The organism is Rhizobium sp. AB2/73, from assembly GCF_020871915.1.
GTDB lineage: Bacteria > Pseudomonadota > Alphaproteobacteria > Rhizobiales > Rhizobiaceae > Rhizobium > Rhizobium dioscoreae.
Genome location: NZ_CP067071.1, coordinates 565,565 through 581,426, shown reverse-complemented (window position 1 = coordinate 581,426; position 15,862 = coordinate 565,565). Strand labels below are relative to the sequence as shown.

Annotated in this window: 15 protein-coding genes and 1 tRNA gene; 7 read left to right on the top strand and 9 right to left on the bottom strand. The window is 59.7% G+C overall.

Annotation, left to right across the window (positions count from 1 at the left end):
* The first annotated feature begins 46 nt into the window (after nt 1-46).
* Together cysD and cysN are read left to right on the top strand one after the other, a co-directional pair.
* Complete coding sequence (gene cysD, locus I8E17_RS02940) at nt 47-1,000, top strand: sulfate adenylyltransferase subunit CysD (protein ID WP_069613819.1); 954 nt, start codon at nt 47-49, stop codon at nt 998-1,000.
* A gap of 1 nt (nt 1,001) precedes the next feature.
* Nucleotides 1,002-2,504, top strand: a complete 1,503-nt coding sequence (gene cysN, locus I8E17_RS02935; protein WP_069613818.1) for a sulfate adenylyltransferase subunit CysN — start codon at nt 1,002-1,004, stop codon at nt 2,502-2,504.
* 156 nt (nt 2,505-2,660) lie between these two features.
* Here cysN and hisC read toward each other — a convergent pair whose 3' ends face one another.
* Both hisC and I8E17_RS02925 read right to left on the bottom strand, forming a co-directional pair.
* Nucleotides 2,661-3,719, bottom strand: a complete 1,059-nt coding sequence (hisC, locus tag I8E17_RS02930) for a histidinol-phosphate transaminase (RefSeq protein ID WP_069613817.1) — start codon at nt 3,717-3,719, stop codon at nt 2,661-2,663.
* Between the two features lie 170 nt (nt 3,720-3,889).
* Nucleotides 3,890-4,813, bottom strand: a complete 924-nt coding sequence (locus I8E17_RS02925; RefSeq protein WP_069613816.1) for a LysR family transcriptional regulator — start codon at nt 4,811-4,813, stop codon at nt 3,890-3,892.
* Between the two features lie 179 nt (nt 4,814-4,992).
* On the opposite strand from I8E17_RS02925, the gene I8E17_RS02920 reads away from it, so the two are divergent.
* The 4 genes from I8E17_RS02920 to I8E17_RS02905 all read left to right on the top strand — a co-directional run bounded on the left by I8E17_RS02920 (nt 4,993) and on the right by I8E17_RS02905 (nt 10,051).
* Nucleotides 4,993-6,555: an MFS transporter gene (locus tag I8E17_RS02920; protein ID WP_069613874.1), complete on the top strand. Its 1,563-nt coding sequence runs from the start codon at nt 4,993-4,995 to the stop codon at nt 6,553-6,555.
* Between the two features lie 229 nt (nt 6,556-6,784).
* Nucleotides 6,785-7,132, top strand: coding sequence for a hypothetical protein (locus I8E17_RS02915; RefSeq protein ID WP_069613815.1), 348 nt, complete (start codon nt 6,785-6,787; stop codon nt 7,130-7,132).
* A gap of 435 nt (nt 7,133-7,567) precedes the next feature.
* On the top strand, nt 7,568-8,629 hold the full coding sequence (locus tag I8E17_RS02910; protein ID WP_069613814.1) for a porin: 1,062 nt from the start codon (nt 7,568-7,570) through the stop codon (nt 8,627-8,629).
* 363 nt (nt 8,630-8,992) lie between these two features.
* A complete protein-coding gene (locus I8E17_RS02905; RefSeq protein WP_069613813.1) occupies nt 8,993-10,051 on the top strand; it encodes a 3-deoxy-7-phosphoheptulonate synthase in 1,059 nt (352 codons plus the stop codon).
* 31 nt (nt 10,052-10,082) lie between these two features.
* Here the strand turns inward: I8E17_RS02905 and I8E17_RS02900 are convergent, their stop codons facing one another.
* The 6 genes from I8E17_RS02900 to I8E17_RS02875 all read right to left on the bottom strand — a co-directional run bounded on the left by I8E17_RS02900 (nt 10,083) and on the right by I8E17_RS02875 (nt 13,403).
* Nucleotides 10,083-10,496, bottom strand: a complete 414-nt coding sequence (locus I8E17_RS02900) for a DUF6314 family protein (protein WP_069613812.1) — start codon at nt 10,494-10,496, stop codon at nt 10,083-10,085.
* The gene (gene msrA / locus I8E17_RS02895) at nt 10,496-11,023 is read right to left on the bottom strand and encodes a peptide-methionine (S)-S-oxide reductase MsrA (protein WP_069613811.1); all 528 of its coding nucleotides are present in this window, start codon (nt 11,021-11,023) and stop codon (nt 10,496-10,498) included. The genes I8E17_RS02900 and msrA overlap by 1 nt, the downstream gene beginning before the upstream one ends.
* Nucleotides 11,020-11,469: a peptide-methionine (R)-S-oxide reductase MsrB gene (gene msrB / locus I8E17_RS02890; protein WP_069613810.1), complete on the bottom strand. Its 450-nt coding sequence runs from the start codon at nt 11,467-11,469 to the stop codon at nt 11,020-11,022. The genes msrA and msrB overlap by 4 nt, the downstream gene beginning before the upstream one ends.
* A 177-nt stretch (nt 11,470-11,646) precedes the next feature.
* Complete coding sequence (locus I8E17_RS02885) at nt 11,647-12,144, bottom strand: GAF domain-containing protein (RefSeq protein WP_069613809.1); 498 nt, start codon at nt 12,142-12,144, stop codon at nt 11,647-11,649.
* Between the two features lie 37 nt (nt 12,145-12,181).
* A complete protein-coding gene (locus tag I8E17_RS02880; RefSeq protein WP_112724068.1) occupies nt 12,182-12,892 on the bottom strand; it encodes a pentapeptide repeat-containing protein in 711 nt (236 codons plus the stop codon).
* Between the two features lie 434 nt (nt 12,893-13,326).
* Nucleotides 13,327-13,403 (bottom strand) — tRNA-Pro (locus I8E17_RS02875).
* 304 nt (nt 13,404-13,707) lie between these two features.
* Between I8E17_RS02875 and I8E17_RS02870 the strand changes: the two genes are divergently transcribed.
* Nucleotides 13,708-14,124: a hypothetical protein gene (locus I8E17_RS02870; protein WP_069613807.1), complete on the top strand. Its 417-nt coding sequence runs from the start codon at nt 13,708-13,710 to the stop codon at nt 14,122-14,124.
* Between the two features lie 69 nt (nt 14,125-14,193).
* Here the strand turns inward: I8E17_RS02870 and I8E17_RS02865 are convergent, their stop codons facing one another.
* Nucleotides 14,194-15,858 carry a hypothetical protein gene (locus tag I8E17_RS02865; protein ID WP_069613806.1) on the bottom strand — a complete coding sequence of 555 codons (1,665 nt, stop codon included), beginning with the start codon at nt 15,856-15,858 and terminating at the stop codon, nt 14,194-14,196.
* Nucleotides 15,859-15,862 lie beyond the last annotated feature (4 nt).

Here is a 15,862-nt window from a genome sequence, read left to right as displayed (position 1 = left end):
TCCGACCCAGTTTCGGTCGGGACATTTGAAAGTTCTGGAGTCATCAATGCCCGATAGCCGTCCGGATACGGAAATCTCCAATCCGCAAAGCGTAAAGCCGCCCCTCGATCCGCATCTGAAGGCGCTCGAAAACGAAGCGATTCATATCTTCCGTGAGGTTGCTGCCGAGTTCGAGCGTCCCGTCATGCTCTATTCGATCGGCAAGGATTCGTCGGTGCTGCTGCATCTGGCGCGCAAGGCCTTCTATCCCGGCCGCGTCCCCTTCCCGCTCCTGCATGTGAACACCGGCTGGAAATTCGCCGAGATGATCACCTTCCGCGACGAGATCGTGAAGAAGTACGATCTCGATCTGATCGAGCATATCAATCCGCGCGGCAAGGCGGAGAACATCACGCCCTTCACCTATGGCTCGGCCCGCTATACCGACATCATGAAGACGGAAGCGCTGCGCCATGCGCTCGATGCCGGCCAGTTCGACGCCGCTTTCGGCGGTGCTCGCCGCGACGAGGAAGCCTCGCGCGCCAAGGAACGCATCTATTCCTTCCGCACGCCGGACCATCGCTGGGATCCGCGCAATCAGCGCCCGGAACTCTGGAACATCTATAACGGCCAGATCCGCAGGGGCGAAAGCGTTCGCGTCTTCCCGCTCTCCAACTGGACCGAAGTGGATATCTGGCGCTACATCCAGGCCGAGGAAATCCCGATCGTGCCGCTCTATTTCGCGGCCAAGCGCCCGATCGTCGAGCGCGACGGCATGATGATCATGGCAGCAGATCCAAGGCTCGAGCTGCTGCCGGGCGAAACCAAGCGCGAGGAAGTGATCCGCTTCCGCACCCTCGGCTGCTTCCCATTGACCGGGGCCATCCGTTCCACTGCGACGACACTGGAAGACATTATTGCAGAGCTGGAAATCGCCACGGTTTCCGAACGGCAAGGCCGCGCTATCGACCGCGACCAGTCCGGCTCCATGGAAAAGAAGAAGCGTGAAGGATATTTCTGAGATGACCGCAAACGCCAACATCGTCACGATGCCTGTTGTTGGGCCTGCTGTTGGGTCTGCCGCCGAACCGGCCAAGGCTCTCCGCGATTCGCGCCCGCTTCGCCTGATTACCTGCGGCAGCGTCGATGACGGCAAGTCCACGCTGATCGGCCGCCTCCTGTGGGACACCAAGGCGGTCAAGGAAGACCAGGCCGCCACGCTGCAGCGCGATTCCACCGGCAAGCAGAACGATCTCGGCCTGCCCGACTTCGCGCTGCTGCTCGACGGTCTGCAGGCCGAGCGCGAACAGGGCATCACCATCGATGTCGCCTATCGCTATTTCTCGACCGACAAGCGTTCCTTCATCGTTGCCGACACGCCCGGCCACGAGCAATACACCCGCAACATGGCAACCGGTGCCTCGACCGCCGATCTCGCCGTGCTGCTGGTCGATGCACGCATGGGCATCCTCGAGCAGACCCGCCGCCATGCGACGATCGCGTCGCTGCTCGGCATCAGGCAGTTCGTGCTCGCCGTCAACAAGATCGACCTGACGAATTACGACCGCGCCGGTTTCGAGAAGATTTCCAACGACTTCCGCGAGTTTGCCTTGTCGCTCGGCGTCAAGCAGATCACCGCCATCCCGATGTCGGCGCTGAAGGGTGAAAACGTCGTCTATTCCGGCCAAGCCGCCATGCCGTGGTACACCGGTCCGACGCTGGTCGAAACGCTGGAACTGGCGACTGTTCGCTCGTCGCAGACGGTCGGCTTCCGACTTTCGGTGCAACGCGTCTCCCGCCCCGGCGAAAGCTTCCGCGGCTATCAGGGCACGGTTGCCGGCGGCTCGGTCAAGCCCGGCGATAGCGTCATGATCCTGCCCTCGGGCATGGTCGCCAATGTCTCGAAGATCGTCACCTTCGACCTCGTGCGCAACGCGGCGGTTGCCGGCGATGCCATCACCCTCGTTCTCGACCGCCAGGTGGACGTATCGCGCGGCGACATGATCGTCGCCATCGACAGCCAACCGCAGACGGGCCTTTCCTTCGATGCCCAGATCGTCGCGCTGCAGCCGGAAGGCATCGAACCCGGCAAGCGCTATTGGCTGAAGAGCGGCAGCCGCCGTCAGCGTGTTCAGGTTCAGCCGATTGCCCAACTCGAGCTGAAGACCGGCGCGTGGGCACCGGCGCAGGCGCTCTGGATGAACGCAATCGGCAAGGTTCGCCTGACCTTCGACGAGAGCGCCATCTTCGACCCCTACGAGCAGAACCGCTCGACGGGCTCCTTCATCCTCATCGATCCCGAAAGCAACAACACGGTCGCCGGCGGCATGATCACCGGCAAGCGCTCGGACGTTGGTGGCATCCACAAGGAAGGACAGCGTGTTCTCCTGTCGCTGCCGGCCGATCTCGCCGAGCAGATCATGGCAAGCGAACTCTTCGCCAGCCGCCGCGATGAAACGGACGTGCGCCGCGTCACCGCCGCGCAAGCCGCGGAAATCTGGGCGAACGCGGCAAGCGACATCTGATCGCTATCGCATGTAATGAGAGAAGGCGGCGGGCTCGGCTCCGCCGTCTTTTTCACTTGCCGCTTTGCGGCGGCAGCACGACCACAGTTGGTTAGATTGAAAGCAAATCACCACCTTTAACAGCAAGTCTCGGAGCAGTCCTTTCGCGGCTGCCAATCAACTCAATATCTCGCCAAGGGCCGCCAACAGCCGGTCGCATTCCTCATCCGTACCGATCGTGATACGCAGGAAATCGTCGATACGCTCCGCCGAGAACCGTCTTACCAGGATGTTTCTGCTTCGCAGCTCTGCGGCCAGTTCCGAGCCTGGCCGGCTCGGATGCCGCGCGAAAAGAAAATTGGTGGATGACGGGAGGACGTGAAAGCCCAGTTCTCTAAGGTCGACAGCCAGCCGTTCTCGGCTGGCGATGATCATGGCGCGATAGCGCTCGAACCAGTCCCGATCCTTCCAGGCCGCTATGGCACCTGCCTGCGCAAGCCGATCAAGAGGATAGGAATTGAAGCTGTCCTTGACCCTTTCCAGTGCCTCTATGAGCGGCCTTTGCCCGACGGCGAAGCCCACTCGCAAACCGGCAAGCCCACGCGACTTCGACAGGGTCTGAATGACAAGCAGATTCGGATATGTGCGGACGAATGGAACCGCGCTCTCGCCGCCGAAATCGACATAGGCTTCGTCGATAACAACGACCTGATCGGGATGATCCTTGAGGAGGCTTTCGATATCTGCCAGAGGCAGGCCGATCCCCGTGGGTGCATTGGGATTGGGCAGGATGATCGCGCCGCAGGGCTGGCGATAATCGTCAAGTCGGACGCGCATTTCGGCATCGACCGGAACCTGCCGGAACTCGATCCCATAGAGGCGGCAATAGGTGGGATAGAAGCTATAGGTAATATCGGGGAAAAGCAGGGGCTCTTCATGATTGAGCAGCGCCTGGAACGTATGGGCCAAAACCTCGTCCGATCCATTGCCGACGAAGACCTCGTCCTTATCGAGCCCGAAACTCTCGGCGATTGCGACGCGCAGTTCCCGCGCGGTCGGATCGGGATAGAGCCGAAGCGTATCGAACGTCGCTTTCGAGATCGCCTCCAGGGCAAGTGGCGAAGGACCGTAAGGGCTCTCATTGGTATTGAGTTTGGTTATTCCACCGGTCGTCGGCTGCTCGCCGGCGACATAGGGGATCAAGGAATGAACAATCGGGCTCCAGAAGCGGCTCATTGGGATTTCCAGATTAGGCTGCATAAGCCGCGGATCAGCGCGACAAATCTGCATGTGAAACCGACACCGTCGCAAAATCGAACTCCTGCGACAACTGCTTCCCAGGCAATTCCAGAAATTATTTCTCTGATCAAACAGACGCTATTTGAATCAGCGGCAAAACCTTTGGCCTAAGCCGCAGTCGTTGCCGGCAAAACATCGCAGCTTTTCGCGAAAAGCCTCTCGCTGAGGAAATCGACAAGAACTCGAACCTTGGGCGACATATGGCGGTTGGATGGCCAGAGCAGATGGAAATGGCCGGGTTCGTCGATGAAATCGCCGAGAACCGTTCTGAGCTTTCCTTCCGCAAGCGTACTGCGCACGAGGAAATCCGGCATGCAGCCGATGCCGAGGCCGGCAACGGTCGCGCCGCGCACCGCTTCCATATTGTTGCAGGAGAAGGCCGTTCGCATGCGCAGATCCGGCTCGCCTTCCGGCATGGTTAGAGGCCAAGCCAGCAGCTTACCGCTATTGGGAAAGCGAAATCTGACGGCCAGATGCTCGTTGAGATCACGCGGGCAATCGGGAATGCCGAAGCGATCGAGATAGCTGGGCGCGGCGCAGAGCAACATCTGAAACGGGCGCAAGGTGCGCGATATCAGCCGCGAATCCGGCAGATCGCCGCTGCGGATCGCGACATCGACCCCCTCCTCGATCATATCGACGATACGGTCGTTGAAATCGATGTCGAGCTCGACCTCGGGATAACGAGCAACGAATTCCGGCACGACGGGCAAGAGGAAGTGATAACTGACGATGGGCACGCTGACCCGCAGCCGCCCGCGCGGCACCGCGACCGCCTGCGCAAGCGAGGCTTGCGCATCGTCGAGATCGTCAAGCACGCGCCGGCAGCGCTCGTGAAAGAGCCGCCCTTCCTCGGTCAACCGAATGCTGCGCGTGGAACGCTGCAGCAACCGGACGCCAAGCTGATGCTCCAGATTGCTGACCGCCTTGCCGACAGCGGAGGCCGAAAGGCCGAGCACGCGTCCGGCAGCGGCAAAGCTGCCGAGATCCGCAGTGCGAACGAAAGCCGTCAATCCGCTTAAACGATCCATGGGCGCGCTCCATTCGAGAGTTTTCTTCCGGTATATATGGAGAAATAGGGCAATTATCATCCGATTGCAGCAAATATATCTTGCTCAGGTCATTTGAAGTGCAGGCGCGGGCCTTCGGCCAACATCACTCCCAGGGTTGCCTGTCGCTTCCTTCCTTGCTCGAACCCAACGGTAATCCGATGACCTCTCCCCAGACAAAGGTCGCAAGTCCGACCGAGAAATTCTTCGTCCTTGTCGCAGTCTGCTGCGCTGCAGCGGCGATGCCGCTGACATTCACCGGCCCAGCCGTCGCCCTGCCGGCCATCAGCCGCATGCTCGGCGGCAGCCCGATCGCGCTCAACTGGGTCACCAACGCCTTCATGCTGAGCTTCGGCAGTTGCCTGATGGCCTCGGGCGCGCTGGCAGACAGCTTTGGCCGCCGACGCATCTTTCTGACCGGCGTCGGTTGCTTCGCGCTGTTCTCAGCCGGATTGGCGCTGGCCAACAACATCGTCTGGTTCGATATACTGAGGGCACTGCAGGGTCTCGGCGCCGCAGCCGCCTTTTCCGGTGGGATGGCTTCGCTGGCTCAGGAGTTCGATGGGGCGGCAAGGATGCGTGCTTTCAGCATCGTCGGCTCCAGCTTCGGCGTAGGTCTCGCCTTTGGGCCGATCGCCTCCGGTCTGATGATCGATGCCTTCGGCTGGCCTTCCATCTTCATCCTCGTGGTTGCGCTGGCATTGCTCGCACTTGGCCTCGGCGCCTGTTTCCTGCGCGAATCCAAGGATCCCGATGCGACGGGGCTGGATTGGCCGGGCGCACTGAGCTTCACACTTGCCTTGACGCTCTTCACCTATGGCGTTCTGCGCGCGCCGGAAACCGGCTGGAGTGACCCGGTCGTCATCGCCCTGCTGGTCGGCGCCGCACTGTTCTTTCTCGCCTTCGCTATCATCGAGCGCGTTGTGAAGCGACCCATGCTGGATCTCAGCCTGTTTCGCTATCCGCGTTTCGTCGGCGTACAGCTTCTGGCGGCAGCACCCGCCTATGCCTTTGTCGTTTTGCTGATCCTGCTGCCCGTACGTTTCGTCGGCATCGAAGGCATGAGCGAGACCGCCGCCGGGCGGATGATGGTCGCGCTTTCGGCGCCGCTGCTCATCCTGCCGATCGTCGCCGGGCTCCTCACTCGCTGGTTCAGCCCCGCAACGATCTGCGGCACCGGCCTCATCATCTCGGCGACGGGCCTTTTCTGGCTTAGCGATTTTGCCGCCGGCTCGGCCCCATCCGCTCTTATCGGTCCGCTGCTGACGATCGGGGTCGGCATCAGCTTGCCCTGGGGCCTGATGGACGGGCTTGCCGTCAGCGTGGTCCCCAAGGAGCGGGCCGGCATGGCGACCGGCATTTTCAGCACCACCCGCGTCGCCGGCGAAGGGGTGGCGCTTGCCGTCGTCAGCGCCATCCTCTCCGCCTTCATTCAATCGAATCTCGGCGTATCCGCTGGTGAGCACGCAGCTATGGCTGCGCAGCAGCTAGTAACAGGCAATCTGACCGCCGCGGTGTCGACTGTGCCGGCAATCGGGCATGACACGCTTATTCTGGGTTATAGCAACGCCTTCGGCGCGCTCCTCTGGCTTCTGACTGCCATCACTGTCCTGACGGCGACCGTCGTCTTTTCCTTTCTCGGCCGTTCATCATCAACCGTTGCCGCAGACGATGAAGAGCAATTGGACGAGGATGAAGATGCGCTTCGCGTATCGAAAGCTTAAGCAGCATTGATGACTGTCCGGAAGGTAACGCGGCCAGTCCACTCACTGACGGCGGCACAGCAGGAAGGCGAATCGAAGGCCGAACACCTTAACGCGCCGCAACAGAATATTTCGAAACCACATAAAATGTGCGCGCTAGATTCGTGCGCCAACGATCTTCGCAGCGGCGTCAGGCTGGCGTTTGTATTCGCCGCTGCTATATCATATCCCCATGATATCAGACCGATTTTTGAAGATTATTGCCTGGACGTATATTGCGGCGCTTATCGGCGTAACGCTTGCTCATCTCAATTGGCAGGCCGCATTAGGCAATCCGTTTGACATCTTTCGCGCCGTTGCGCTCTGCGTAGCAGGCATGCTTGCCCGCCTCGCCTACCCGCAGTCCCCCTCCTTCACTTGTCTCCTGATGATCGGCAGCGTGCTGGCACTTTCCCTTTCGCATCTGTTGGCAAGCGGCAATTATGGTTCGCCGCTCGACATCATCGTCGGCATGACCAGCGGGCTCTGGGGCATCATGATCGGCTCTATATTGAGCAAACTCATCGTCTCAGCCTCGAAGCGACCAGCCTCATACTAACCGACCGGAAGAGCTGGCGATGGCCTGAATAGACACCCTTCGATTGCCGCCGAGGTGTGATAACAGCCGTCTACGCCATTAAAAGTGGCAACTGCATTCGGCCGAGTACGCCGCGATAAATATTATCAAATAATATTTGAATACTATAAAGAATGTTATTCTACCTCAAGATGACTATTGCGCAGCCAATATTATGCAGAACTTAGCATTTTGTTTGTGCATGTTGCATTCTTGCAACTTGAACTTAAATTTCACGAAAAAGTCATTCTCACAAAAATATATCATATAACTTTGCAGGAATTCGTCTTTAATGCGACCAGAAGCGGGTGGGGCCCGTTTCTCCCGAGTCGGGGTTTTTAAACAGGGATAGGGTTAAGGCACGTCGATTTTTCGGCGCGATTGCCTATGCCCAATCTATATTGGATTGGAGTTTTTATGAACATCAAGAGCCTTCTTCTCGGCTCCGCTGCTGCCCTGGCAGTAGTTTCTGGCGCTCAGGCAGCCGACGCTATCGTTGCTGCCGAGCCGGAACCGCTGGAATACGTTCGCATCTGCGACGCATATGGCGCTGGCTACTTCTTCATCCCGGGCAGCGAAACCTGCCTCAAGATCGGCGGCTATGTCCGTACCGAAGGCAAGTGGTACGACGCCTACAACCCAGCCAGCCACAATGGCACTCTCTGGCACACGCGTGCTCATCTGAGCCTCGACACTGCGACCGATACCGAATATGGCCCGCTGAAGACCAACACGGTCATCCGTTGGGACTGGCAGGATGGCGGCGCGACCACCACGAAGCTGCTGTTCGCAAACATCAGCCTCGGCGGTTTCCTCATCGGTAAAGCTGACTCCCAGTACAACTCGTATATCGGTTACGCTGGCGGCGTCATGAACGACGACGTGGTCAATGACGGCCCGTACGAACTCAACCAGTTGACCTACAACTACGACGCCGGCAACGGCTTCACGGCTGTGGTCTCGGTTGAAGACAGCAACTCCGGTTCGGGCGCCAAGGGTGCCAACGGCGAAGACAGCACCAACCACTACCTGCCCGACGTCGTTGCCGGTGCTGGCTACAAGGCTGGCAACTTCGGCTTCAAGATCGTCGGTGGTTATGACTCCATCGTCGAAGAAGGCGCCATCAAGGCTCGCGTCGATGCCGACTTCGGCGTCTTCAAGGCCTTCTTGATGGGCGGCTGGAACACCGATGGCGACAAGCTGAACAAGTATGCAAACGCCAATGGCGCCGGCCCTGCCAAGGGTATCGGCTGGGGCGACTGGGCTGTTTGGGGCGGCGTTACCGTTCCGATCGACGCAAAGCTGCAGGCGAACGCTCAGGTTGCCTACACCGACTCGAAGATCTTCGCCGCTACCGCGAACGTCAAGTGGAACCCGGTCAAGAACCTGCAGATCACGCCGGAAGTATCCTACACCAACTGGGACTCTATCAATCAGGACCAGTGGGCTGGCATTCTCCGCTTCCAGCGTAGCTTCTAAGACCACTTTACTGAGATCTGATCTGACTTGACCCCTGATCGGATGGGGATCGGCCTTACTTCCAGCGAAGTCGGGCCGATCCTTCCGAGACAGGGGTAAGTCATTTTTTCTGAAGGCCGGCTCTGCAGTATGCCGTCTGGAATCTCAATCTTCGTCATCGACACCAGGCATTTTTTATCGTAGAGACAGTCCATGTCTTTCGCTCATGCATATTCCGCACGATTTTATTCGTACCGCTGCTCTCAGCGGAGACGGGCCTGTGCGTAGTTAGAAAAGACACGACAGCAAAGACCCGAACAGCCGCTAGTTATACCTGGCGGCTTTTTTGTCGCCACGGTATGACCCCAAAAAGGAACCGATACCGTGTTGAATTCCACTGACGACTTGCGCATTGTCGAGATCACGGCGCTGACGCCGCCATCTCGGATCATCGATGAAATCCCCCGCGACGAGGCGGTGACAGCGACCGTCACCGGGGCGCGCAATGCTATTCATAACATCCTGCGCGACGACGACGACCGACTGATCGTCGTCATCGGCCCTTGCTCCATCCACGATCCAGTCGCAGCGCTCGATTACGCCGCGCGGCTGAAGGAGCAACGGGACCGCTTCGCCGATGATCTCGAAATCATCATGCGCGTGTATTTCGAGAAGCCACGCACGACGGTGGGCTGGAAGGGTCTAATCAACGACCCGCATCTCGACGGCAGCTACCGCATCGAGGAAGGCCTGCGCATCGCCCGCAAGCTGCTGTTCGACGTCAACGAAATCGGTCTGCCGGCAGGCTGCGAATATCTCGATACGATCACGCCGCAATATATTTCCGATCTGGTGAGCTGGGGCGCGATCGGCGCGAGGACGACCGAAAGCCAGGTGCATCGGCAGCTCGCATCCGGCCTCTCCTGCCCCGTCGGCTTCAAGAACGGCACGAATGGCGACGTGCGCATTGCGCTCGATGCGATCGTCGCGGCATCGCAGCCGCATCACTTCCCGGCCGTGACCAAGGAAGGTCTTGCCGCGATCGCCTCGACCCGCGGCAACGAGGATTGTCACATCATCCTGCGAGGCGGCAGAGAGCCCAATTATGACGCCGAAAGCGTGCAGGCGACAGCGGAACAGTCCATCAAGGCCGGGCTCGAGCCGCGTATCATCATCGACGCAAGCCACGCCAACAGCAGCAAGAACCCGGAAAACCAGCCGCTCGTCGTCACATCGGTCGCAGGGCAGGTTGCAGCCGGCGACCGGCGGATCAAGGGCATGATGATGGAGAGCAATCTGGTGGCCGGCCGCCAGGATCTCGTGCCGGGCAAGCCGCTCGTCTACGGGCAGAGCATCACCGATGGCTGCATCGACTGGCCGACCTCGGTGCGCACGCTGGAAGATCTGGGAAAGGCAGTACAGGCACGGCGACGGAAACGCTAGCACCAACTCCCATTCCGGAAATTGGCTTGGGTCAACTGCGTCGGTAGTGCGCGAGGCTCAGATAGTTTTTTCTGGGTCCGCGCACGCGCCACATCTCAGCCCACGCATCGGGCGTGCGAAAGAACAGGCGGCCCTGATAAAGATCAGCCCCACAGTGGTGGGTGACGCGCTGTGAGGCGCCCTCGCCGATGCGAATGAATTCCGAAAGATTGGGGAAACGCACGACGAGATCGCCGGCTGCTTGGTCGAGCCGGTAGGTACGGCTGCTTCTGAGCGTCGCATGGCCGCTTCGCGTATCGCCATGCTCCTCGAACTGGACAGGCGTGACGAACGCCTGCCCTTCAAATGTGACCAGGGAACGATTGGAGCGATCGATGATCCGCCGCTTCACCTCCCATGAGCCGAGGAAAGGGCTTAGCCGGCCAGCGCCGGCCGATCCCTTCATCAGGACGCCGCGCGCTGCGCTGCGTCGGGCTGCCGGCGCGGCAGTTTCCAGCCTGGCCGGATGAAGTGGCAGGTATAGCCGTTCGGATAGCGCTCCAGATAATCCTGGTGCTCCGGCTCTGCCTGCCAGAAATCGCCGACGGGGGCGACCTCAGTGACGACCTTGCCGGGCCAAAGGCCGGAAGCGTCGACATCGGCGATCGTATCCAGCGCGACCTGCTTCTGTTCTTCGCTGGTGTAGAAGATCGCCGAGCGATAGCTCAAGCCGACATCGTTGCCCTGGCGGTTGCGCGTGGTCGGATCGTGGATCTGGAAGAAGAATTCCAGCAGATCGCGATAGCTGATCTTCTGCGGATCGAAAATGATTTCGATCGCCTCGGCATGGGTGCCGTGATTGCGATAGGTGGCGTTGGGGACATCGCCGCCGCTATAGCCGACGCGCGTCGAGATGACGCCGTTGTAACGGCGGATGAGATCCTGCATGCCCCAGAAGCAACCGCCGGCGAGAACTGCGCGTTCCGTTGTCATCTTACATCCTCCACTTGATCGATATAGGCACCATAGCCCTCTGCTTCCATGCGGTCACGCGGCACGAAACGAAGCGAGGCGGAATTGATGCAATAACGCAGGCCGCCGCGATCGATCGGTCCGTCCGGGAAGACATGGCCGAGATGGCTGTCGCCATTGGCCGAGCGCACTTCGACGCGCACCATGCCATGCGACATGTCGGTCAACTCGCTGACATTGGCGGGTTCGATCGGCTTGGTGAAGCTCGGCCAGCCGCAGCCGGAGTCGAATTTGTCGGCGGAAGCAAAAAGCGGCTCGCCCGAGACGATATCGACATAGATACCCGGCTGCTTGTTATAGAGATATTCACCGGAGCCGGGACGTTCCGTGCCGCTCTGCTGCGTCACGCGATACTGCTCAGGGGTAAGCTTGGCGATGGCCTCTGCCGTCTTGCTGTATTTGCCCATTGTTGTTCTCCTTGCCCCTCGGCACGCCCTCCGAGCTTGGCCTGGTCCTGGGGACACGGAGAGGGTCGGATGAAGCTCGAGCAGCGCTGAGGGAGTGTTTGCAGGGCCAATATAGGTATCACGCGATCGATTTGCCATATCGATCACGACTGCGTGACACCCTGCCCTTCCTGCAGCTTAGCCATTTGCCTCGCTTGAGGCCGCATAAATCGCGGCGAGCGCCTCGATACCGGCCTGATCGTCACCATCGAAGCGGCCGGGCAGCGGGCTGTCGAGATCGATGACGCCGAAGACCTTCCCATCGCGGAAGAGCGGCACGACCAGCTCCGATCGCGAGGCCGCATCGCAGGCGATATGCCCGGGAAAGGCATGCACATCCTCGACGAGGACCGACTGCGCCCTTTCGACCGCTGTTCCGCAGACGCCGCGACCGACGGCAATGCGGACACAAGCGGGCTTGCCTTGAAACGGCCCCAACACAAGCTCGTCTTCCCTGTGAAGGAAATAAAAGCCCGCCCAATTCAGCTCCGGCAGCATCTGGAAGATCAGCGCCGAGGTATTGGCCGCATTGGCAATCCCATCACGCTCACCATCAAGCAAGGCCTTCAGCTGATCCGCAAGCTCTCGATAGAATTCGGGCTTGCTGTCGCGTTGGATCGCTTTTTCTACGAACATGGGTCTGTTCTTTCGAAGTTCTGTCACGAAGAGACTGTCAGTCCTTCTCATCGGGCGGGCAAGGCCAGCTGGACGGCGCCTTCAGCCAGGACGGCAATATAGTCGTATTATCTCCGCACGCTAGATTGATCTGCGCCTGCTGCAGACCGCTTGCCTTCGAAAGATCAAGACCCTCGATGCGCGTCAGATACATGAAGGCGCCGCTGAAGGAAGTCGATCCGTCCATCACTGCGCCGTTCAACGTCGCGCGCGACAGATTGGCGAAGGAGAAATTCGCGCCGGTCAGCACGGCCTTGTCGAAATCGGCACGGCCGAGCTCCGCCTTCTGAAAATCGGCGTTCTTCAGCTGCGCGCCGGCAAATTCGGCGCGCTGCAATTCGGCATTGGCAAAGGACGCGCCATTGGCGGAGGCATTGCTGAAATCGGAGCGATATGCCTCGATCTTTGCGAAGTTGGCGCCATCGGCCTTGGCATTCTTCAGCCAGGCACGCACCAGAGTCGCTTTCTCGAGATTGGCCGAGGTCAGATTGGTGTCGCTGAGATCGGTGCTGTCGAAATGCGCGCCGGCCAGATTGGCACCGTGAAGGTCGCTGCTCTGCAGCATGATATTGGTCTTGCTGCAGCCGCTCCAGTCCAGCCCAGGTCCGGCGACATTGCCGCAATCGGCGGCACGCAGGGCATTGCTGCTGGAACCCAAAAGAAATGCGGCGCTCAACGCCAGCACACTGAAGCCGGTAGCGATTCCCAATCTCTTCCCAACGGCCTTACTGCGCAAAGCGCTGTTGGTCTGCCGTCGCCCCATGATCGTCTCCCCAGCCAATCTGGCCACCCCGTCAACAAGATCCATTCCGTTACTCCGCTCCAGCACCTGCCAGCCGAACTCTCGCCTGAGTCGGATGCACGTCCCTCTTCCTTGTATATGGTGCTTCGGGCGACAAAAAGAGCCGGTTTTGTAAAAGCGTACCTGAGGCGCGGTTTGGATGTGAGCTTATGAAAGGGGAAATAGGCGACAGGCACCAGAAGGATTGCGGCAAAGCCTCATAGGCCCGTCCTTGAGGAGCGAGACGGCCTGATCGAAACGCCGCCATCAGGCATTGGCAAAACGCCGCCCGGCCTTGCAAGGCGAGCAGACTGCACTCTTAAATGGGAGATTTTTTCGGGAACAAGATCAGTGGCTTAAGCTGGTCGGAGTGGAGTGATTCGAACACTCGACCCCCACGTCCCGAACGTGGTGCGCTACCAGACTGCGCTACACTCCGTGACCAGCGGCGCTTCTATAGACCAGCCATTTTTGATGCACAAGCACCAAAATCAAAAAAAGCATCTGATTTTTGACGAAAAAATTACAACCGCATCTGCCTAGAAAACCGGCAGGAAACAGCGGCCGAAAATGCCGGCGTGCAAAAGACGCAACAGATCAGGTAAAATCCCGTTTGTACACGCTGATGGGAATTTTCTTTTGCCGGCTTTGGCGCTAAAGCCCTAAGCGGGACAGGTGGAAAATGCCGTGGGACAGCGGCCTTTCCGCAACCTTATGCGTGACAGAAGCTCAAGGACGACACGATGAATATCCGCATGATGACCGCGGCTGGACTGTTGCTGGCGCTGGCCGGTTGCAGCACCACGACGACAACAACGACAGCAGCCCTGCCGCTGCTTGCGAAGAACCCCGTTCAGGATCGCTGGCAGGGCCAGTCCGCAGGCCGCTTCTTCGCGGCTTACGGCCCGCCAATCTCAGATCGCGATGAAGGCGGCAATCGCGTCTACACCTGGCGTGGCGGCTACAAGAACGTCACCATCGTCAACAAGGACGGCAAGAAGACCGGCAAGCGCTCCCTCAGCTGCAAGGCCGACATCGTCACCAACCAGAGCTACGAAATCCGCTCGGTCAAAATCCTCGGCGACCAGCCCGGCGTCAGCGGCTCGTCCTACTGCGCCGAGCTTCTGGCGCCGCCGGAAAAGACTGAGAAAGCGAGCTGAGGCTGAAGCTTCATCACGAGGCAATGCCAGCAGGCGGCACGCAAGGGTCGCCTGTTGCGTTTTAAGGCTTTAGCCGTTTGCAGCGGCGAGTGCGGCGCAGCTTTTCGGCTTCGGCGCATCGGCAGCGGACACAAAGGTCTTGTCGACGGCATAGAGCTTGGCAAAGTTCGTTTCGGCAGCAAGCTTGACGCCTTGCGGAATAGCGCCGCCGAAACGGTCCTTGACATCGGCATTGACGAGCAGAACGAAGTCGAAGCGATGCCGCCAGTCCTTGAGATAGGGTGCAATGCCGCTGAATGCCGAAATCTCGTCGGGGCAATCCAGCAGGCTTACGGAGAACAGATTGCCTTCCGGCACTGCGATGTCGCTCCAGGGCGGCAACACGGTTAGCGGCTGCTTACCTCTGGCGGTGAAGATGGTCGGCACGAAGGCGTGGGCGTAAGGGACCGCCAGCGCGGGCAAATGTCGGAACGCATCCTGGTTCCAGGCGAAATAACGATGATCCGCAAGGCCGTGCTCGTTCTGCTGCCGCATGACCGGCAAGACGGCCGCTCCCTCGGGCACGGCCGCAAGCACAGTTCGAACGGCCGCGGCGTCGGCATCCCCCTGCCACCAGTTGAAGCCAATCCACGCGGCTCGACCGAACACGACCATCGAGAGCATCAGCATGACGAAAAAGGCCTGGTGGCGCGGCAGGCGCGGCAACGGGCAGATCATCACCATGGCCGCCAGCGCCGTCATGATCGGAAAACGCCAGCTGATCCAGCCGGTGCCGAGCACGTGACGCGGCGCAACGCAGGCCAGCAGCAGCAGACCGGCAGTCGCGATCGCCATGCCGGCATGAACTGACAGGCGGCGCGTGCGAGCCGCATAGCTGCAGACAAGGATCAGTGGGATCAGGAGCAGCATGTCGGCCAGCAGCGCATAACTCCACAGTGCAGACATGAGGTTGGCCAGGATCAGCACGAATGAATCGTTCCAGGATGCATCCAGGCCGCCGCCGCCATCCGGCAGGACAGGCTGGTAGAGGAATAGACAGATCGCCGGAAGGGTGCAGGCCAGCATCGCGATCAAAATCCTGCCGCACAGATGCAGGCATGCGCTGGGCGATCTCAAGACCGCCATCGTCGGCGAGAATTCGAGACCGCAGACGAGCGCCATATAGAAGCCTAGCGAAAAAATATGCATCACGGTCAGCAGCAGGCCGGCAAACAGGCGCCAGACGAACAGCATAGCCGGATTGCGAGACTGCAGCGCATGGTCGGCAGTCGCGAAAAGCAGCGCCATGCCGAGCCCGACCTGGAAATTGATAAAGCCGCCAATCAGTGTCGCGCACCAGGCGAAATACAATATGCCGATCTGCCAATAATAACCGCCGCCATGCAGCCGCCTATGCAGGGCGATCGCGCCAAGCGGCGGCAGCACGATCGCCAAAAAGAGGAAGCCGCGTGCCAGTAGCGAAACGCCGATCAGCGGCCCCAGCCAATAAGCGGCGAGATCGATGCCAACATTGGTAAAGGTCCTGTTCCAATCGAGCGCATAGATTTCGCGAAAGGGCGGCGTGTCGATGCCGCCGGCGAGCAGCCACATGCGGGCATAATGGTTGGGATAGTCGAGGATCGGCGGGAATTTGAAGACGGTGACGAAAATCGTGACAAGGACTAGAAAGACGGCAATCGCAAGACCCGGCTTCTGCCTGACGATGGCGGGGTCCGTATCGGCTGTTTCACGCATAGCC